The 17459-nt window shown below is 61.3% G+C and carries 21 protein-coding genes; 8 read left to right on the top strand and 13 right to left on the bottom strand.

The annotated features are described in order from the left end of the window. Positions 1-38: 38 nt before the first annotated feature. Complete coding sequence (locus ACK3CV_RS05145) at positions 39-947, top strand: LysR family transcriptional regulator (RefSeq protein ID WP_033637243.1); 909 nt, start codon at positions 39-41, stop codon at positions 945-947. On the opposite strand, the gene ACK3CV_RS05140 is transcribed toward ACK3CV_RS05145, so the two are convergent. Both ACK3CV_RS05140 and ACK3CV_RS05135 read right to left on the bottom strand, forming a co-directional pair. Next, positions 948-1331, bottom strand: coding sequence for a VOC family protein (locus ACK3CV_RS05140; RefSeq protein WP_041033561.1), 384 nt, complete (start codon positions 1329-1331; stop codon positions 948-950). 2 nt (positions 1332-1333) lie between these two features. After that, a complete protein-coding gene (locus ACK3CV_RS05135; RefSeq protein WP_033637241.1) occupies positions 1334-2116 on the bottom strand; it encodes a DeoR/GlpR family DNA-binding transcription regulator in 783 nt (260 codons plus the stop codon). 33 nt (positions 2117-2149) lie between these two features. Here ACK3CV_RS05135 and ACK3CV_RS05130 point away from each other — a divergent pair, with 33 nt between their 5' ends. Both ACK3CV_RS05130 and ACK3CV_RS05125 read left to right on the top strand, forming a co-directional pair. After that, on the top strand, positions 2150-2440 hold the full coding sequence (locus ACK3CV_RS05130) for a hypothetical protein (RefSeq protein WP_228657570.1): 291 nt from the start codon (positions 2150-2152) through the stop codon (positions 2438-2440). Further along, positions 2382-2906, top strand: coding sequence for a hypothetical protein (locus ACK3CV_RS05125; RefSeq protein ID WP_230201083.1), 525 nt, complete (start codon positions 2382-2384; stop codon positions 2904-2906). The genes ACK3CV_RS05130 and ACK3CV_RS05125 overlap by 59 nt, the downstream gene beginning before the upstream one ends. 35 nt (positions 2907-2941) lie before the next feature. Here the strand turns inward: ACK3CV_RS05125 and ACK3CV_RS05120 are convergent, their stop codons facing one another. From ACK3CV_RS05120 to ACK3CV_RS05105, 4 genes are all read right to left on the bottom strand, one after another. Beyond that, entirely contained in the window at positions 2942-3205 is a 264-nt protein-coding gene (locus ACK3CV_RS05120) for a putative hemolysin (RefSeq protein WP_004940597.1), read from the bottom strand. A 50-nt stretch (positions 3206-3255) separates the two neighbouring features. After that, complete coding sequence (locus tag ACK3CV_RS05115; protein WP_015376789.1) at positions 3256-3744, bottom strand: YjjA family protein; 489 nt, start codon at positions 3742-3744, stop codon at positions 3256-3258. A gap of 127 nt (positions 3745-3871) precedes the next feature. Beyond that, entirely contained in the window at positions 3872-4462 is a 591-nt protein-coding gene (gene pagP, locus ACK3CV_RS05110; RefSeq protein WP_025301698.1) for a lipid IV(A) palmitoyltransferase PagP, read from the bottom strand. Between the two features lie 211 nt (positions 4463-4673). Further along, on the bottom strand, positions 4674-5102 hold the full coding sequence (locus ACK3CV_RS05105) for an adenine nucleotide alpha hydrolase family protein (protein WP_164141908.1): 429 nt from the start codon (positions 5100-5102) through the stop codon (positions 4674-4676). A gap of 675 nt (positions 5103-5777) precedes the next feature. Here ACK3CV_RS05105 and ACK3CV_RS05100 point away from each other — a divergent pair. Then, positions 5778-7457 carry an alpha-keto acid decarboxylase family protein gene (locus tag ACK3CV_RS05100; protein ID WP_060426658.1) on the top strand — a complete coding sequence of 560 codons (1680 nt, stop codon included), beginning with the start codon at positions 5778-5780 and terminating at the stop codon, positions 7455-7457. A gap of 53 nt (positions 7458-7510) precedes the next feature. On the opposite strand, the gene ACK3CV_RS05095 is transcribed toward ACK3CV_RS05100, so the two are convergent. After that, on the bottom strand, positions 7511-8614 hold the full coding sequence (locus ACK3CV_RS05095) for a DUF1615 domain-containing protein (RefSeq protein WP_164141910.1): 1104 nt from the start codon (positions 8612-8614) through the stop codon (positions 7511-7513). A 177-nt stretch (positions 8615-8791) separates the two neighbouring features. On the opposite strand from ACK3CV_RS05095, the gene tehB reads away from it, so the two are divergent. Beyond that, positions 8792-9655: an SAM-dependent methyltransferase TehB gene (gene tehB, locus ACK3CV_RS05090; RefSeq protein ID WP_164141912.1), complete on the top strand. Its 864-nt coding sequence runs from the start codon at positions 8792-8794 to the stop codon at positions 9653-9655. On the opposite strand, the gene ACK3CV_RS05085 is transcribed toward tehB, so the two are convergent. Both ACK3CV_RS05085 and ada read right to left on the bottom strand, forming a co-directional pair. After that, positions 9650-10363, bottom strand: coding sequence for a 2OG-Fe(II) oxygenase (locus tag ACK3CV_RS05085; RefSeq protein ID WP_164040332.1), 714 nt, complete (start codon positions 10361-10363; stop codon positions 9650-9652). The genes tehB and ACK3CV_RS05085 overlap by 6 nt on opposite strands. Continuing rightward, positions 10360-11415: a bifunctional DNA-binding transcriptional regulator/O6-methylguanine-DNA methyltransferase Ada gene (gene ada, locus ACK3CV_RS05080; protein ID WP_164040334.1), complete on the bottom strand. Its 1056-nt coding sequence runs from the start codon at positions 11413-11415 to the stop codon at positions 10360-10362. Before ada ends, ACK3CV_RS05085 begins: the two co-directional genes overlap by 4 nt. 237 nt (positions 11416-11652) lie before the next feature. On the opposite strand from ada, the gene leuE reads away from it, so the two are divergent. Continuing rightward, complete coding sequence (gene leuE, locus ACK3CV_RS05075; protein WP_016928933.1) at positions 11653-12291, top strand: leucine efflux protein LeuE; 639 nt, start codon at positions 11653-11655, stop codon at positions 12289-12291. Positions 12292-12450: 159 nt separating this feature from the next. Then, positions 12451-13950: an aldehyde dehydrogenase family protein gene (locus tag ACK3CV_RS05070; protein ID WP_164040336.1), complete on the top strand. Its 1500-nt coding sequence runs from the start codon at positions 12451-12453 to the stop codon at positions 13948-13950. 33 nt (positions 13951-13983) lie between these two features. Here ACK3CV_RS05070 and feaR read toward each other — a convergent pair whose 3' ends face one another. The 3 genes from feaR to ACK3CV_RS05055 all read right to left on the bottom strand — a co-directional run bounded on the left by feaR (position 13984) and on the right by ACK3CV_RS05055 (position 16176). Further along, positions 13984-14883 carry a transcriptional regulator FeaR gene (gene feaR, locus ACK3CV_RS05065; protein ID WP_033637230.1) on the bottom strand — a complete coding sequence of 300 codons (900 nt, stop codon included), beginning with the start codon at positions 14881-14883 and terminating at the stop codon, positions 13984-13986. Between the two features lie 139 nt (positions 14884-15022). After that, the gene (locus ACK3CV_RS05060) at positions 15023-15664 is read right to left on the bottom strand and encodes a DsbA family protein (RefSeq protein WP_041033539.1); all 642 of its coding nucleotides are present in this window, start codon (positions 15662-15664) and stop codon (positions 15023-15025) included. A 107-nt stretch (positions 15665-15771) separates the two neighbouring features. Next, on the bottom strand, positions 15772-16176 hold the full coding sequence (locus ACK3CV_RS05055) for an Exc2 family lipoprotein (RefSeq protein WP_041033536.1): 405 nt from the start codon (positions 16174-16176) through the stop codon (positions 15772-15774). A gap of 193 nt (positions 16177-16369) precedes the next feature. Here ACK3CV_RS05055 and ACK3CV_RS05050 point away from each other — a divergent pair, with 193 nt between their 5' ends. Further along, positions 16370-16618, top strand: a complete 249-nt coding sequence (locus ACK3CV_RS05050; protein ID WP_019454278.1) for a hypothetical protein — start codon at positions 16370-16372, stop codon at positions 16616-16618. Here the strand turns inward: ACK3CV_RS05050 and ACK3CV_RS05045 are convergent. After that, on the bottom strand, positions 16615-17382 hold the full coding sequence (locus ACK3CV_RS05045; protein ID WP_049213762.1) for an NAD(P)H-dependent oxidoreductase: 768 nt from the start codon (positions 17380-17382) through the stop codon (positions 16615-16617). The genes ACK3CV_RS05050 and ACK3CV_RS05045 overlap by 4 nt on opposite strands. Positions 17383-17459: the final 77 nt, after the last annotated feature.

Genomic DNA, 17459 nt, shown 5'->3' with positions numbered 1-17459 from the left:
ACACTCAGCGTTCTACTGGTAGAACGATAAGGGATAGGATGCTGACCGATCTGAACGATCTGTTTTTCTTCGCCAGCGTGGTCGATCACCAGGGATTCGCCCCCGCCGGCCGGGCGTTGGGCATTCCCAAATCCAAGCTCAGCCGCCGCGTGGCGTTGCTGGAAGAGCGCCTGGGCGTGCGCCTGATCCAGCGCTCGACGCGGCGTTTCTCGGTGACCGAGGTCGGCCAAAACTATTACGCGCACTGCAAGGCGATGCTGGTGGAAGCGGAAGCGGCGCAGCAGGCGATCGAACAGACGCGCGCCGAGCCCTGCGGCACGGTGCGCATGTCCTGCCCGGTGGCGATCCTGCACACCCGCGTCGGCAGCATGGTGGCGGCCTTTATGGCCGACTATCCGAAGGTGACGGTGCATCTGGAAGCGACCAACCGCCGGGTGGACGTGGTGGGGGAAGGGTTGGATCTGGCGATCCGCGTGCGGCCGCCGCCGCTGGAAGACAGCGATCTGGTGCTGAAGATCCTGGCGCAGCGCACCTGGTGCGTCGCCGCCAGCCCGGCGCTGGTGCGTACCCTCGGGCCGGCGCACGCGCCGGAAGACCTGCGTAAATACCCGACGCTCGATCTCGGCCCCGCGCGCGCTCAGCACCAATGGCGGCTGACCGGCCCGCAGGGTGAACGGGTGGAGTGGGAACACACACCGCGGCTGGTCACCGACGACATGCTGATGCTGCGCACCGCCGCCATCGCCGGCGCCGGCATCGTTCAGCTGCCGGCGATGATGATGCGCGACGACATGCTGCGCGGCGAACTGGTTCAGTTGCTGCCCGGCTGGCAGCCGCAGGGCGGCGTGGTGCATGCGGTTTACCCGTCGCGCCGCGGGCTGCTGCCGGCGGTAAGGCTGCTGCTCGATTATCTGGGCGAGCAGTTCACCAGCATCGAAGAGGAGTGATCAGGCGGTGATTTCAATCGCGTTGCCGTCCGGATCGCGGATGACGGCCTCGTAGAAGCCATCGCCGGTCCAGCGCGGCGCGGACAGCAGGATACCCTCCTGCTGCGCGCGCTGCGCCAACCGATCGACCTGCCCCTCATCCCCCAGCGACAGCGCGATGTGCGCCCAGCCCACCCGCTCTTCCTGGGCCTGCGCCGGCAACAGCGTCGGCACGCGCATGATCTCCAGCGTCGGCCCGGCCGCCAGGCTGACGAAGCGGGAAACAAACCCCGGCCGGTTGCGGCTGACGTACTCCTCGCCCGCCTCAGCGTTGAAATAGCGCTGCCAGAACGCCAGCTGCGCGTCGATATCGCGGGTCCACAGGGCTACATGGGCTATTTTCATCATCATTCTCCGGTCGGTAAATCGCTGTGCCAAACCTGGCCGCCGCCCTGCGCCACCTGCAGCTCGAGCTGCGGGTGCGCGCCGCGCGCCGTCACCAGATGATCCACCCGCCCGGCGGGCAGGAAGGGGTAAGGGGCGTAGGTATTGAGTTTGTCGCGGGTACACAGCACCGCTACGCTGCCGGCACGCGTCAGCAGCCGCTTTTTGAACGTGGCATCCTGGTAGCTCAGCGCGGAAAAGCCGCCGTCCGGGTCGTAGGCGCAGATGCCGGTGAACACCAGATCGAAATGGAAACCGTCTATCTCTTCCGCCGCCTTGGCGTCCACGCAGCCGCCGACCTGCGCATCCAGCTCGCCGCCGATCAGAATGGTGCGGAGCCCCGGCCGTTCCAGCATTTTGCCGGCGATGCTCAACGCATTGGTCACCACCGTCAAACGCCGATCGCGCGGCAACAGATCCGCCAGATACAGGTGGGTGCTGCCGGCGTCGAGGAAGATCAGTTGCTCTTCACCGATCAACCCCAGCGCGGTCTGCGCCAGCGTCAGCTTCTCATCGCCGCTGAGCGCCATGCGCGCCGCAACGGGGCCTTCGGCCGGCGTCGGCGCCAGCGCGCCGCCATAGATGCGTTTGCACAGATTCTGCGCCGCCAGCTGGCGCAGATCGCGGCGGATGGTGGCTTCGGTGGTATTCAGCCGCTGCGCCATCTCCAGCGCCAGCACCCGCCCCTGTTGGCGAAGCGTGTCGAGAATGGCCTGGTGGCGCTCATTCGGTAGCAGTTTGGACATCGTGTCAATCCGGTGACGCTAAAGTGATCACAAATGTACACAAACAAACACAAACGTACAACCGTGAGCGAAAGAAAAATCGCCGGGCAGGATTTTCGCCTGCGGGATGTTGGCTATACTGAGGCAAGCGAAGTTACCGCAGACGTAACGGCTTGGACGCTAAGGGAAAACGATGTTATTGACGATCGCAAGGTGGCTGTTTCAACTCCCCGGGAAGCTGTTCGGGCTGATTTTCAAAAATCGCCTGAGGATATTTTTGTTCTTCATGCTGGTCGCCGTTGGGGTGCTCAGCGCCAAGCGCTATCTGCGCGCCCACCAATATGACGACGAGTTCAGCCTCGCCGCCCCCGCCGATTACAACCGCGCAATAAAGCGCGAAATGCCGCTGCGCGAGGCGCGTGAACAGTGCGGCGGGCCGCTGCATGACAATGCCGGGCAGCCGTGGCCCGCCTCAGCGGGTTATCTGCATCAGCCGACGCGGCTGCCCACGGCCGGTCTGCATCGGCTGACGCTGGATAATCAGGGCAACGATTTTGCGGTGCTGGTCAAGCTGGAAACGCCGACGGCGCCGCAGCAGCTGGCTGAAGTCTTTATTCCGCCCGCCGGCAGCTTCGAGGTGAAAATCAATGCGGACGCGGAACACGTGATGAAAATCAAGAACATCAAGACCGGCTGCATGTTCCGCTCCCGGCCGTTCAACCTGGATAAACAGCGCGATTGGCGCATGCCGCTGACGCTACAAAAGGACGGCAGCCTGCAGCTGCAGTCGATAGGCGATCGCCAATTCTGATCGGGCGCCGGGCGGAAAAGCCGGCGCCGAGAGGGTTACTTTTTCACCGGATGATCGCGGCGGAACAGCTCCCAGCTTTCAATTTCCTGCCCACTCGGCAAGGTACAGGTGGAATACTGGCCCGCCGCGTTCTCTTTGGCGTTCAGCTTGCCGCCGATTTGGGTGCAGTACACGTCGGCCGGGTTCGCCATGCCGATCGGTTTCACCTGCGGCGGCGGTGGCGCATCGTTGGATTTCACGGAACACCCCTGCAACATCGTCATCCCTGCCAGCAGGGAAAGCATCAACGTTTTTTTCATTTTTCCAGCTTATGCAAAAAAGAACGGCGGAGCGCTCCGCCGTTCGCTCATCATGAAATAAAGGATTTGCCCTGTTTCAGCACCAGATCGCAGGCTTTTTGCTTCACCTTCTCGGTGATCTGCGAGGTGCCCAGGCTGTTCAGATCCAGGCTCTTGCCTTCGCCGGTCTGCAGCAAGCCGCCCAGGCCCTGCTGATAATCCTGGCTCTTGGCGTTTTCGGTGCTGGTGATGCCCAGCTTGCTGAGCAGCTGATCTTTCACCCCTTCGGCGCCGTTAGCCGACAGCACGTTGTTTTTCACGCAGTACTGCAGGATGCCGGCGGCATTGGTCATGCTGCTGGAGCTCAACGCCTTGTCGCCACCGTTCAGCAGGCCGGTCAACGAGGAGAGCGACATGCCGCCGCTGCTGTCGCCGCCCGACTTGCTCAGTTCGCCCGCCGCGCTGCTGAGGGAATCCATCAGCCCGGCGGCCTGGGTGGCGCCGCTGGCCAGGGTAGCGGACAGCGCCAAAGCCAGCAGTAAACGATGTTTGGTGATCATAGTGGTGAAACTCCTGTAATAACGGCATGCAATCGGCGCAGCGCGCCGGGATACCCTTTCCGACGCCGCCGGCGGCGACAAGTTCCTTTAATCTCGCCGCCGCGCCGTTTTTCGGAATTCAGGAAGTTTAGAACTGCCAGCGCAGCCAGGCGAAGAACACGTTGCCGTTGTTATAGGTGCCGGGAATGTAGGTCGCCTGGAACGTCAGCCGCTGATAGCCGATAGAGGCCAGCGGCAGCGGCGCCGGGATGGGAATGTATTTCCAGTTGTCACGCGCGGTGACGCTGGCGGTAAAGCCCAGCCCCAGGCGGAAATCCTTGTCATCCAGCGGGCGCCAGATCTTCTCGTAGGCGTAGCCGCCGATCGGCTCCCACTTGTTGAAGGAGTCCTTGAACGCCATGATGTAGATGCCGTGCCAGTCACCGTCGCTGTCGTAGCGGGAGATGCCGTAACCGGCGCCCCACGGGCGTTCGTTGTACTTATCGATATGTTCATCATCGTAAGTCCAACGGTTGTGCCAGGTAATGGCCGGGATATAGAGATCGTGGTTAGGCGAGTTGTTCCAGGTCTCCGCCACGTTATCGGTAAAACGCTGCCATAGACCCGGTTTTTCAGCCTGCGCGGTATTGCCACTTTCTGTACCAACCTCAGCGTAAGAAGGCAGTGCAGGAAATATCAACGCCAGAGAACATGCCAAAAGAGTCCGTTTGAGAAACATCGTAAAGCTCCTGTAAAAATACGGCCGCAGATTTTTACCGATAGCCCAGGCAAGATCAAGCTGTATCTAATTTATCCAACGCCCGTTGTGCTTTGGTTAAGTTTAGCGCCGGAAAATGCCCAATAATTGGTGACAAACCGTACCTCTGTCTATCCGCATGCTATCGCCTTTAAGACGGCAAAACCGTGGGAAAAGTCCGCTTTGTCGCACGCTATTCGCGGGCAAGATGCTTGACCAACACATCGACATCGAGACGGTTCACAAATTCCAGAGAATATGAGGAATAGAGGCCGAACAGGCGGTTTTGGTGCCCGACCACCACCAGATCGATGCCGGCCTGATGAATGAAATCGTTGACGTCCTTAAAGCGCCGGATGGTGACAATTTCCTTGACCGCAACCGGCGCATCGACGGTGCTCACCAACCGGCTCAGCATCGCCTTGGCGGCGATCACCTCCTGCGCCTGGCGATCTTTGACCAGCGCATCGCTGCCGTACTCCAGCTCCGCATAGTCGGCGTTAAGGTGGCCGACGGTGATGGCGATCGGCAACCCGCGCACCATCGCCACCGTTTGACGCAGCAACGGCAGCCCATCGCGCTCATCGTGAATCAGTACCAGAATATGTCGATAGCTTTTCATCGCGTAACCCCCTCACAGACCAGCACCACAGGGACATCATCCCCTCTGGTAGGTATACGCCATCTGCGCACACGTGGAGAAAAGTTTACGTATCACTTCCCACGGAATGTGATGGCCACCACGTTATATTAGCGCCCGCAACGGCGTATTTTAACGCCGGCCCGACGTGGCGCGCACTGCAGCCCCCGTAAAGCAAAGCTGACGAAAATGGGCGAACAAAAACCGATTGTTGTTAATTTTTTGTTTTTTAATAGTTGCGCAATGGTTTCATGAAATAAGCGTGCGGCGGATCACCAAAATCCCCCTTCACGTCAGTTTCGGTTTTTCTTTCCCAGGCAAAAAGCGTTGTGTCGCTCAATGGGATTTAACGTGGCGTCAAAAGTACCGGATGATTCGCCCTGCATCATGATAAATACCAATGCGCCGCCGCTTTGCTGTCGATATACCGCCAATGAAAAATACCGCCTCCTCCCAATACACGATAACCCTACTTTTTATGTATTTCCCAATCGCGTAAAGCGCCGAATACAAACCGCCTATTTACCGCCTGCCCACCGTCTCTTGAACAAGCCGACGCTTTAAATAACTGTTAATACTAACGACACAACATCGCCAGCAATTTATTTTTGCTGATTTTCGCCAGACAAAATAAAGATAAATAATCCGGAGCAATCAATGAAAATAACTATCGGGTCATTCATTCTGCAACAGCTTCACGCCCTGAACGTCGATCGTATTTACGGCGTGCCCGGCGACTATAACCTCAGCCTGCTGGAGCTGCTGGAAAGCGACGACCGGCTGGCGTTTATCGGCAACTGCAATGAATTGAACGCCGCCTACGCCGCCGACGGCTATGCCCGAATGAAGGGCGCCGGCGCGCTGATCGTCACCTACGGCGTCGGCGATCTGGCCGCGCTGTCCGGCATCGCCGGAGCCTATGCCGAATCCTCGCCGGTGGTCTGCATCGCCGGCACGCCGCCGCTGCACGCGATGAAGAATCATCAGCTATTGCACCATACTCTGGGCGACGGCAATTTCGACAACGTCATGAGCTGTTTTAAACAATTCACCGTTGCTCAAGCCTTGATTACGCCGGAAAATGCCGCGCAGGAAATTCCGCGCGTTATTTCCCGCGCCTGGATAGAGAAGAAACCGGTGTATTTACAGCTGCCTTCCGATATTTGCGACGTCGAAATTGAAATCGCCGCAGCCGCAGCGGCGCCGCAGTTGCCGGCCAGCGATAAATACAATGTGCAATTAGCGGCGATGGCGCTGTTAACCAAAATAAAACGCGCGCAGCGCCCGATCATGTTGGTCGACCAAATGGTGGATCGCTATCAGCTGCAGCGGTTGGTGATCGAAGTCGCTCACCGCTTTGCCATTCCGCTAACCAATATGCCGACCGCCAAATGCATCATTCCGGAAGATACCGCCGGTTGGATGGGCGGCTACAGCGGCAACCTGTCGCGCCCCGAACTGTATGAACGCATGGCGCACTCGGACTGCGTGCTGAGCTTCGGCGTGCGTCTGGTGGACTCCACCACCGGCTATTTCTCGCAGCAAATTCCCGCCGCCGCTCAGGTGGATATCCAGCCGTTCTCGCTGAAGCTGGACAACACCTCCTACCCGGCGGTGGCAACGGCGGACCTGCTGCAGGCGCTGCTGGATCTGAGCGAAGACGCACCGGTACAGCCCCTGGCGCCGCTGCCCGATCCGCGTGAAAAGCTGGCGACGCCGAGCGACGCCCCCATCGACCAGGCCTATCTGTGGCAACGGATCCAGCGATTTATCCGGGCGGATGACGTGGTGGTGGTGGAAAACGGCACCTCGGGCGCCGCCATCGGCGGCATGCGCATGCCGGGCGGCGTCAAGGTGGTCAACCAACCGATCTGGGGCTCGATCGGCTATACCCTGCCGGCGCTGCTCGGCACCCTGATGGCAGCCCCTGAGCGCCGTCACCTGCTGTTCATCGGCGACGGCTCCTTCCAGCTCACCGCGCAGGAAGTGTCTACCCTGCTGCGCTGCGAGCAAAAGCCGATCATCTTCCTGATCAACAACGACGGTTACACCATCGAGCGTTATATCCTCGGCGAAAACTCGTCCTACAACGACATCGGCCCGTGGGACTACGCCAAACTGCCGGCGGTATTGAATACCCAGGCGCAGCCGTTCAGCGTGGCGGTGGAAACCACACAACAGCTGGAAATGGCCCTGGAACACGCCTCGCGGCAGGATCGGCTAGCGTTTATCGAGGTGAAAGTGCCGATGATGGACACGCCGCCGGTGATGAAAGAGTTCTGCAACCGCTGCAACAGCTTTAACTTCGGCCTGACCAACCCGCGCCGCAGCGCCTGATGCGCGATCGCGCCGCCGGTGGTTTCAGGCCACCGGCGGCGTTTTCTTTTGGGTTACCCGCCGGCGCGCGCCATGCAGCGCTGGCGGCGTTCGTCCACCCGCTTGGCGAACCAGGCGGTGGTCAGCTTGCGGGTGATTTTCGGGCTTTCCAGCTGGATGCCCGGCAGCATCTCACGCGGCAGCTTACCGCCCGCTAGCGCAAAGACCTTCTTATACAGTTCGGTGTCGGCAAAGTCGGCCGTCTCGCCTTTCTCGAGCGCCCGGCGAATGGCGCTGTCGCTCATGTTCAGGCGCTTGCCGAGCGTGCGCACCGCCAGCTCGGTCGAGCCGGGCTTGTCGCTGCCGAAGTCGATAAGATCGCCATCCAGCGCCAACGGAATGGCGCTCGCCCGGCTGACCGCGTTTTGGAACGCCGCGTTGCGGCTGGCGTACCAGCCGGCGTTGAAGTCGGCAAAGCGGTAAATCGGCCGGCTGTAATCGGCTGGGTACCCCAGCAAATGCATAATGCCGAAGTACATACCGCCGCGCCGGCTGAAAACTTCGCGGCGAATCGAGCCGTCGACCGGATAAGGGTACCCTTTGGCGTGCGCCTCGGCGAAGGCAATACTCACCTGCATCGGGCCACCGGTATGTACCGGATTTAAATGACCGAACAGCTTCTGCCCCATCGGCACACGGTCGATCATGTCATCGAAGATATCGCTCAGATCCTTCTCGGTGCGCACCTTATCGAGCCGCTCGCTGTAGCTCTGGCCGTTCGACGACGAGATCTTCAACGCGGTATGCACCAAAAAGTTCGGGATGTGCATCTGATCGGCGCGCCGGTCGATCTCCTTCCAGGCAATCTTCGGCAGCCCCGGCACCTGCGGGTTAGCCCGGAACGTCGACTCCTGTTCGGTCACCGCCAGCACCGAACACAGGTTCTCATCGCTCGGCTCAATGCCCTGCGCGGCGAAGGCGGCGGTAATATCGGTGGCCCAGCCCTGACGATCGCCGGCGTTGGCCGGGATCAGCGTCAGCAGCCGGGCTTTGACGTCGGCGGGGCGCGCCGTCGGCGCCGTGGTGGTGGTTTTGCTGGTACAGCCCGCCAGCGCCAGCAGCGCGGCCAGGCTCAGCCAACGGAAGGGCTGCGGGTGGAATAAACGAGGTATCGGCATCTTTTCCCTGAACGTGATGACATGAACAGCACTGAAATTAGCCCAGCCGCCGCGCACAATCCAGTATAAAGATATGCCGCGCCTTTCCGTCAGGCCGCTATGTTCAAACGCTCGATAAAGATGTATTTTATATGCATCATATAAATCACTTTGCTTGCCCAGCCAGAGGAGCCCCTTATGGAGCAGCTGCTGCTTTGCTATAAAACCCTGCCGGAATGGAACAGCGACACGCTGCCGGAGGCCTTCCGCCAGCGCCACAACACCCAGAGCGGCACCTGGGCGAAGCTCACCGTGCTGAGCGGCAGCCTGACGTTCGCCATGATGACCGAGGACGGCGCCACCACCGAGACCTGGCAGTTCAGCCCCGAAAGCCAGCCGCCGTTTATCGCACCGCAGCAGTGGCATCGCATCGTTTCCTTCTCGGACGACATGACCTGCCGGCTGGCGTTTTACTGCACGCCGGAAGATTACTACCACAAGAAATACGAACTGACGCGCACCCACTCCGAAGTGATCGAGGCAGCGGCGCGCATCGCGCCGGGCAAGGCGCTGGATCTGGGCTGCGGCGGCGGCCGCAATTCGCTCTATCTCAATCTGAAAGGTTTCGACGTCACCGCCTGGGACAAGCACGCGCCGTCGATAGACCACCTCAATCAGATCATCGACGCCGAGCAGCTGACCCGCCTGAGCGCCAGCGTGCAGGATCTCAATACCCACCGCTTCAGCGGCGCATACGACTTCATCCTGTCCACCGTGGTGATGATGTTTCTCGAACGCCAGCAAATTCCGCCTATCGTGCAAAACATGCAGGACAGCACCGTGCGCGGCGGCCATAACCTGATCGTGGCGGCGATGGATAGCGAGGATTATCCCTGCCCGCTGCCGTTCCCGTTCACTTTTAGCCCGGGTGAACTGCAGCATTATTATCGCGACTGGGAGATCCTCAAATACAACGAGGACGTCGGCCAGTTGCACAAGACCGACGCCGCCGGCAACCGCATCTCGCTGCGCTTCGCCACCCTGCTGGCGCGCAAGCTATAGCGCGTCGTGAAAGATCACCCCCAGCGTGTGGCGTTGGCCGGAACGTATCCGGCTGACGCCGTGGCGCAGATTGACCCGATAATAGCCTTTAGCCCCCTCCACCGGGCGATGATGCACGGCGAACACCACCGCGTCGCCCTGCTGTAGCGGCACCACCTCCGGCCGGCTCTGCATCCGCGGCCGCTGTTCGGTCAACACGAATTCGCCGCCGGTGAAATCCCGTTCGGGGGCGGAGAGCAAAAACGCCACCTGCAGCGGAAACACCCGCTCGCCGTACAGATCCTGATGCAGACAGTTGTAATCCCCCGCTTCGTAACGCAATAGCAGCGGCGTCGGCCGCCGTTGGCCGGCCCGGTGGCATTCGGCCTGGTAGGCCTCGTGTTCGGCGGGATAGCGTGCCGCCAGACCCAACAAGGCGTTCCAGCGGTTGGCCACCGGCGCCAGCCGCGCATACATCAGGCTGCGCGCCTCGGCCACCGGCAGCGGCAGCGGATAGGCGAAATAGCGGTACTCGCCGCGGCCAAAACCGTGCTGCGCCATCACGACACGGCTGCGGAAGTGCGCATCGTGCGGGTAGAGCGCCGCCAGCTCGCGGCACAGGTCTTGGCTGAGCACGCCAGGCAACCGCGCACAGCCCTGCGCATCGAGTTCGCGTTCAATCGCCGCCCAGTCCAATTCGGCCAGCCGCGCCGCCAGCGAGCGGCTCATCGCTGCGCCTCTTTTTCCAGCAAGGCTTTCTTGCGCTCGACGCCCCAACGATAGCCGGACAAAGCGCCGTCGTTGCGCACCACCCGGTGACAGGGGATCGCCACCGCCAGCACGTTGGCGGCGCAGGCGCCGGCCACCGCGCGCACCGCTTTGGGCGCGCCGATGCGCCGGGCGATATCGGCATAGCTGACGGTTTCACCGACCGGTATCGTCTGCAGCGCTTGCCAGACCCGCTGTTGAAACGCGGTGCCGCGAATATCCAGCGGCAGCGCCAGCCCGTTCTCCGGCGCTTCAATCAGGCCCACCACCTGCGCCATCAGCGCTTCATACTGCGCGTCGCCGCCGATCAGCTCAGCATTGGGAAATTTGTCCTGCAGATTCTGCACCAACCGCTGCGCATCGTCCCCCAGCAGAATGGCGCAGATCCCCACCTCGCTCTGCGCCGCCAGGATCTCGCCCAGCGAACAGCGCCCGACGGCGAAATGGATGCGCATGCCTTTGCCGCCCGCCCGGTAGGCCTTCGGCGTCATGCCGAGCGCGGCGTTGGCTTGCCGGTAGAAGCGGCCGTTGGCGCCATAGCCGGCGTCGAAAATCGCGTCGGTCACCGTCTCCTGCTGCGTCAGACCGGTGCGTAAGCGCTGACTGCGCTGCGCGTCGGCATAGCCTTTCGGCGTCAGGCCAGTGATCGCTTTGAACAGCCGGTGGAAATGGTATTGGCTCAACCCGACGTGGTGCGCCAGCGCCTGCAGCGACGGCGCTTTCTCCGCCCGTTCGATATAGCGGCAGGCCTCGGCTATCTGCCGCGCATGCTGCTCCGTCAACGGCGTCAGCCCCTGGCGGCAGCGTTTGCAGGGCCGATAACCGGCCGCCTCCGCCTGCTCGGCGTCATCGAAAAGCTCCACGTTTTGCCGATTCGGCTGGCGTGACGGGCAAGAAGGCGAGCAATACACGCCGGTGGTTTTCACCGCATAGATAAAGCGGCCGTCGGCGTGTTTATCGCGGCTGACGATCGCCAGCCAGCGCGGGTCGGCGCTGTCGATTACGTTTTTCATCATCCGTTCCTCACTGCGGTTTCGATGTTAACCAGCATAGTGACGGGCCGTTGGCGAAACACGTCGGCTCTTGCTTTTTAATTCGGCGCCGACGTTTTCAACAATGTTTCGACAATTTTTAACCAACAACATGAAGTTTATTACGTTGCCAACCCGGTTGCACAGCGTTAGGATCGCGGCCGGTCACGGGCGTGGCCAGTGTTTTTGCCTGTTAGTTGCGCGCATGGAGAGGTTATTGTGTTAGAGAGTTTTGGCGTCCTGAATTTATGGACCTATTTGGCCGGGGTGGTCTTCATTATCATTCTGCCGGGGCCGAATACGCTGTACGTACTGAAAACCGGCGTATCGCGCGGCGTGCGCGCCGGCTACACCGCGGCGCTCGGCGTGTTCATCGGCGATGCGATCCTGATCTTCTGCGCCTATATCGGCGTGGCTTCGCTGATCCGCACCACGCCGTTCCTGTTCACCCTGGTGCGTTTTCTCGGCGCGATTTACCTGCTGTTCCTCGGCGCAAAAATCCTCTACGCCACCTTCGTGCAGAAGGCGCAGGCGCAACAGCAGCAGATTGAAGGCGGCCACAGCATTCTGCGCAAATCGCTGACGCTGAGCCTGACCAACCCGAAAGCTATCTTGTTTTACGTGTCGTTCTTCGTGCAGTTCATCGACTTCAACTACGCGCACACCGGACTGTCGTTCACCATTTTGGCGCTGATCCTCGAAGCCGTCAGCTTTATCTACATGAGCACGCTGATCTTCTCCGGCGCGATGCTGGCGCATTTCTTCAATCACAAGAAAGGCCTGGCGAAGCTCGGCAACGGCCTGATCGGCCTGCTGTTCCTCGGCTTCGCTACCCGTCTGGCGACCCTGAGCTCGTGATCCCTCCCGGCCGGCGCCCGCCGGCCGCGGTTTACCCTTCCGTCACGGCAAAATGACACGCAGGGCAAACCGAATGTCAGGCAGACCAAAGCCGCCGCTTTTCCGCTGATCTAGACTTGCAGGGTTAACGATAACCTGATGAGCCTGAACGGAGGATGTATGTCTGACAATACCGTAGCCGTGCTGGATAGCGTGTCGCGTTTTCTCGATCGTCAGCATGGGCTGTATATCGACGGCCAGTGGCGCGCGTCCGCCGCGGAAGGCCGCCTGGCGGTGTATAACCCCGCCAATGGGCAGCAGATCGCCACCACCGCCGATGCCAACGAACACGACGTCGCGCTGGCGGTGCAGTCCGCCCACAAAGCCTTCAGCGAAGGCGTCTGGGCGCAGCGTCTGCCGGTAGAACGAGAACGCATCCTGCTGCGCTTCGCCGATCTGTTGGAACAGCACGCCGAGGAGCTGGCGCAACTGGAAACCCTGGAGCAGGGCAAATCCATCAACATCGCCCGCGCTTTCGAAGTCGGCAGCACCCTGAACTGGATGCGCTACACCGCCGGGCTGGCGACCAAAATCACCGGCCAGACGCTGGACGTCTCCATTCCGATGCCGCCGGGCGCCAAATATCAGGTTTATACCCGTAAAGAGCCGATCGGCGTGGTCGCCGGCATCGTGCCCTGGAACTTCCCGTTGATGATCGGCATGTGGAAAGTGATGCCGGCGCTGGCCGCGGGCTGCTCCATCGTCATCAAGCCGTCGGAAACCACCCCGCTCACCCTGCTGCGCATCGCCGAACTGGCGAGCGAAGCCGGCGTGCCGCCGGGCGTGTTCAACGTGGTCACCGGCCGCGGCACCGTGTGCGGCAAGGCGCTGACCGAACATCCGCTGATCGCCAAAGTCAGCTTTACCGGCTCCACGCCGGTGGGCAAAAGCATCGCGCGCGCGGCGGCGGATCGCCTGACCCGCGTGACGCTGGAGCTGGGCGGTAAAAACCCGGCCATCGTGCTGAAAGACGCCGATCCGCAGCAGGTGATCGAAGGCCTGATGCTCGGCAGCTTCCTCAATCAGGGGCAGGTGTGCGCCGCCAGCTCGCGAATTTATATCGAAGCGCCGATTTATGATCGGCTGGTGGCAGGTTTCGAACAGGCGGTGAAATCGCTGTCGGTCGGGCCGGGGATGGATACCGGCGCGCAAATCAACCCGCTGGTGTCGCTCGCGCACCGCGACAAGGTGGCGGCCTACCTGGACGACGCCCGGGCGAAAAACGCCGAGCTTATCGGCGGCGCGGCCGGGCCGGATGCCAACGGCTTCTACATTCCGCCAACGCTGGTGATCAACCCGGACGATCGGCTGAACCTGACGCGTGAGGAAGTGTTCGGCCCGGTGGTCAACCTGATTCGGGTGGCGAGCGCCGAAGAGGCGCTGAGCAAGGCCAACGACACCGACTTCGGGCTGACCGCCAGCCTGTGGACCACCAGCCTGCAGCAGGCGATGGCGCTGACGCCGCGCATTCAGGCCGGCACCGTGTGGGTCAACACCCATACGCTGATCGACCCGAACATGCCGTTCGGCGGGTTCAAACAGTCGGGCAGCGGCCGTGATTTCGGCCCGGATTGGCTGGACGCTTACACCGAGTCGAAATCGGTCTGCATCCGCTATTGAGTGAAGCGGCGCGGGCCTGGCCCGCGCCCTGGCTTACTGATACTGCCGACGGTACTCGCTCGGCGACATGCCGAAACGCTGCTTGAAAGCGGTCGAGAAATGGCTGTGATCGGCAAAACCCCAGTCGAGGCCGACTCCGGCCAGCTTCTCCTGCCCGGCGGCGCTGCGCAGCGCCTGCGCGCACAGATCCAGCCGGCGGTTCCGGATGTACTGCGCCACCACCAGCCCCTGACGGGCGAACAGCCGATACAGGCTGCGCAGCGACACCCCCAACTCGGCCGCCACCCATTCCGGGCGCAGCTGCGGCGACTGAATATGCCTGTCGATCAACGCCAGTGCCTTGTCGAAAACCGGCTGTTGCCCCTCCGGGCGCGCCTGTTCGAGCGCCAGCGCCGGGCGCAGCAGCGCCGCCAGCGCATTCAGCACCGCCTCGCTTTCTGCCGCGGCAAGCTGAGGATCCTGCATGCTGCTCAGCACCAGCTGGCGGCTGAGGCGCACCGCGCTGAGCTCTGCCCCGAGACGCTGGGCGCAAGGCGGCGGCACCGGCAGGCAGCCGCGCGGCAACAACAGGGAGATTTGGCGCGAATCGCGCTGGAAGGTAAAGCTGCTGGGCCGTGAGGCGTCGATCAGCGTGATGTCGCCGGGAGAGAGCAGCGTCTGGCTCTCGCCCTGCTCCATCAACGCGCTGCCGCGCAGCTGGAAGACGGTAAAAAAGTGCGCGCCGTCGCTGCGGGCGATCTCGCGCGGCGTGCGGTACAGCCGGGCCTGAGACACGTCGACCACGCTCAGGCGCAGCGCATGGGCGCGGAATTCCTGCATCGCCCCGCTGAAGCCCGGCCCCAGCGTTTTCGCGCAGAATCGGCCGCAGGCGGTGTTGATTTTCCCCAGCCACTCTTCGAAGCCGACGTCCCGGAGCGTTGCCAATGCCGTCATGATCTCTCCCTTCAAACAGCAGCGGTGCTGCGCCGTTGAACAGAAAACCACCATAACAATCCGTTAACACACAATCAATGGCGAGCCGGGGATTTGGCGCCGCGATCACAGATCATCGGGCGCCGGAGGAGGAATCGCCTTAAGGCTGCGTATCCAACAGATGCCGCACCACCGCCGCGTACTCTTTGGCGTAGCCTTCAACGCTGGTGCTGGCCATGCCGGCATTGTCTATCTTGTATTTGCCGGCTACGTAGAACGACGGGGTGCCGCGCACCTCGAACGCCTTTACCGCTTCGTTCTGCTTGGCGATCAACCCTTTGACCAGCAGGCTGTGGCGCGCGTTTTCATAGGTTGCGGCATCGATGCCGGCCGCCGTGAACACCCGCTGAATATCTTCGGCGCTATTGACGGCGCGCTGTTTCTGCACCGCGTCGAACATCGCCCCTTCAATCTTGTCTTCTACGCCCAGTACCGTCGCCACCGCCCAGGCTTCGGTCAGCTCATTGCCCAGTTTGCCCATCAGGCTGACGTGATACTTGGTGACTTTCTCACCGGCGGGCAGCGCCTGCGCCACGGTGCTGCCTACCCGGTAGGTCTCGGCGAACTGATAGCAAGGGCCGCAGTAGAAGGAGAAGAACTCCACCACCGCAGGCGCGGCGGCTACCGGCTTATCCAGCCGGGTGTATTGCTCGCCCGCACGGTAATCCGCGGCCTGAACCGCGGGCAGCGCCAACATCAATACGACGGCGGCAGCGAACGAACGCTTAACGTTTGCCAACATAAACACTCCTGGTTTCGATTATGAACATCGTCCTTAGCGGCGGTTTTTATAATCAAATAACCGGCAGAAGGCCAGTTTTTATTACCTTCTGTTTATGTGGGATTCAGTCAGCGGCCTTCGTAACCGTCCCAGTAGGCGCCCACCGCTTCCTGCGACAGCACCTGACGGCGTTTAGGATTGTCGGAGCCGCTGTAGGCGCGATTGATGAAAATGGTTTTGTGTTCCATGTTCTGCTGGAATTCCGGGCTGGCCAGATAATCGGCCTTTTGCTGCGCCTCGCTGCGCGCCACGCCCGCCGCGCGATCCTTTTTCCCCTGCTGGTAGAACTGTTCGAACATCGGCACGGCGTTTTTAATGCTGCCGTTCACATCGGTGCGGAATTGCGGGTCGAAGTCGTCGCGCGTTTGATAAACGTAGTGCTTGGCATGCCGCTCCGCGCTGCTGAGGTGGTGGGTGCAGGCGCTGAGCGCCAACAGCGGCAACAACAGCGCCGCGCTTTTCAGTCTTTTCATGTCGTCTGTCCCTGTCAGTGAGGAAGGTTCCTTTAGCGCCAAGAGCATAGCGCCGGCCCCCGGTAAACGTCAAACAACAAAATACGCATCACATTGTTTTATATTAATATTATATACATTGATTGGTATTCATTGCCTGAAACACTATGCTTTAACCGAACAGGGTAAACACTCACCGACAGCGAGGCGGCCAATGAAACCGATCGACAAAAACGTGGGAGAGTACGACCTCACGGCGGAAAAAAAAGCGGGCATGATCACCGGCACTATCCGCGGCGAGCTGCCGGACAGCGACGCCAATCTGCCGCTGCTGCCCTTCTCCGGCACCTTTGCCGGCCCGAGCGTGGCCGAAGCCATCGCCGATATTCAGCAGCAGTTCCCCGACATCGAACCGGCGATTATCGACGACCTGCGCGAGGAACTGCTGAAGGCCGGTTTCTAAACCGGATCGCGGTGGCGCACGAACGGGCTATAGACCGGCGCACCGGGCTTCAGCGCCAGATCGGCGTCAAAATCTTCATTGCGGTTGAACCACACCGCCGGCCAGGCGGCAAGATCGCCTAAGCCAGCCCGATACGCCTGCGTCACCTGCGCCAAAGCGGCGTTCTGCACCTGCAGCGCCTCGCCCGTCAACCCGCCGCGCACGCCATAAACCAGGAACGGCTCCAGCACGCTAAAGCCGATATAGTGCAGCGCATGCATGATCGGCCACAGCATCAGCCGCATATCGCCGTCGCGCCCGTTCGGTGCGCAGGCCTGAGCAGAGGCGCCGGCGGTGACGGTCAGCAGCGCCCGTTTGCCGCGCATCACGCCGTTTTCATGGCGGTGGCGACTGTCGTAGATCCCGCCGTAAACGAACACCCGATCCATCCAGCCCTTGAGGATGGCCGGCGCGCCGAACCACCAGAAAGGGAACTGCAGCACCAGCGTGTCCGCCCAGCGCAGCAGCTCGATATGCCGCCGGATCTCCGCCGGCAGCGCCTGAGTCGTCCAGTGATGGCGCTGCTCCTGCATCGCATCGAACCTGTCCGCCTGCTTTCTGCTGGGGTAATGACCGGCACCCTCGCGCGGATCAAACTCCTCCTGATACAGATCGACCGTCTTCACCTGATGCCCTTGCGCCAGATAAGCCTGCCGCGCCTGTTCGGCCAAATGGGCATTGAAAGAATGCGGCTCGGGGTGAGCCAGCACAATCAGCACGTTCATCCTGTGTCTCCCGTTGTAAGGTGGTGCTGCTATGCTGTGGCTTTATCGCCCCCTTGGCAATTACGCACCTGAAGGTA

It is taken from the genome of Serratia sp. TSO36, assembly GCF_057808395.1.
The sequence above is the reverse complement of the archived record's forward strand: the minus strand, read 5'-3'. Positions and strand labels throughout refer to the sequence as shown.

What these genes read in the sequence shown, in the direction of transcription:
- ACK3CV_RS05070 (WP_164040336.1), top strand. Translation starts at nt 12,451, where the DNA reads ATGTCTGACAATACCGTAGCCGTGCTGGATAGCGTGTCGCGTTTTCTC.
- feaR (WP_033637230.1), bottom strand. Translation starts at nt 14,883, where the DNA reads ATGACGGCATTGGCAACGCTCCGGGACGTCGGCTTCGAAGAGTGGCTG.
- ACK3CV_RS05100 (WP_060426658.1), top strand. Translation starts at nt 5,778, where the DNA reads ATGAAAATAACTATCGGGTCATTCATTCTGCAACAGCTTCACGCCCTG.
- ACK3CV_RS05085 (WP_164040332.1), bottom strand. Translation starts at nt 10,363, where the DNA reads ATGAGCCGCTCGCTGGCGGCGCGGCTGGCCGAATTGGACTGGGCGGCG.
- ACK3CV_RS05145 (WP_033637243.1), top strand. Translation starts at nt 39, where the DNA reads ATGCTGACCGATCTGAACGATCTGTTTTTCTTCGCCAGCGTGGTCGAT.
- ACK3CV_RS05125 (WP_230201083.1), top strand. Translation starts at nt 2,382, where the DNA reads ATGCTGGTCGCCGTTGGGGTGCTCAGCGCCAAGCGCTATCTGCGCGCC.
- ada (WP_164040334.1), bottom strand. Translation starts at nt 11,415, where the DNA reads ATGAAAAACGTAATCGACAGCGCCGACCCGCGCTGGCTGGCGATCGTC.
- ACK3CV_RS05050 (WP_019454278.1), top strand. Translation starts at nt 16,370, where the DNA reads ATGAAACCGATCGACAAAAACGTGGGAGAGTACGACCTCACGGCGGAA.
- ACK3CV_RS05135 (WP_033637241.1), bottom strand. Translation starts at nt 2,116, where the DNA reads ATGTCCAAACTGCTACCGAATGAGCGCCACCAGGCCATTCTCGACACG.
- ACK3CV_RS05095 (WP_164141910.1), bottom strand. Translation starts at nt 8,614, where the DNA reads ATGCCGATACCTCGTTTATTCCACCCGCAGCCCTTCCGTTGGCTGAGC.
- ACK3CV_RS05060 (WP_041033539.1), bottom strand. Translation starts at nt 15,664, where the DNA reads ATGTTGGCAAACGTTAAGCGTTCGTTCGCTGCCGCCGTCGTATTGATG.
- ACK3CV_RS05120 (WP_004940597.1), bottom strand. Translation starts at nt 3,205, where the DNA reads ATGAAAAAAACGTTGATGCTTTCCCTGCTGGCAGGGATGACGATGTTG.
- ACK3CV_RS05115 (WP_015376789.1), bottom strand. Translation starts at nt 3,744, where the DNA reads ATGATCACCAAACATCGTTTACTGCTGGCTTTGGCGCTGTCCGCTACC.
- pagP (WP_025301698.1), bottom strand. Translation starts at nt 4,462, where the DNA reads ATGTTTCTCAAACGGACTCTTTTGGCATGTTCTCTGGCGTTGATATTT.
- ACK3CV_RS05140 (WP_041033561.1), bottom strand. Translation starts at nt 1,331, where the DNA reads ATGAAAATAGCCCATGTAGCCCTGTGGACCCGCGATATCGACGCGCAG.
- ACK3CV_RS05105 (WP_164141908.1), bottom strand. Translation starts at nt 5,102, where the DNA reads ATGAAAAGCTATCGACATATTCTGGTACTGATTCACGATGAGCGCGAT.
- ACK3CV_RS05055 (WP_041033536.1), bottom strand. Translation starts at nt 16,176, where the DNA reads ATGAAAAGACTGAAAAGCGCGGCGCTGTTGTTGCCGCTGTTGGCGCTC.
- tehB (WP_164141912.1), top strand. Translation starts at nt 8,792, where the DNA reads ATGGAGCAGCTGCTGCTTTGCTATAAAACCCTGCCGGAATGGAACAGC.
- ACK3CV_RS05045 (WP_049213762.1), bottom strand. Translation starts at nt 17,382, where the DNA reads ATGAACGTGCTGATTGTGCTGGCTCACCCCGAGCCGCATTCTTTCAAT.
- ACK3CV_RS05130 (WP_228657570.1), top strand. Translation starts at nt 2,150, where the DNA reads ATGTACACAAACAAACACAAACGTACAACCGTGAGCGAAAGAAAAATC.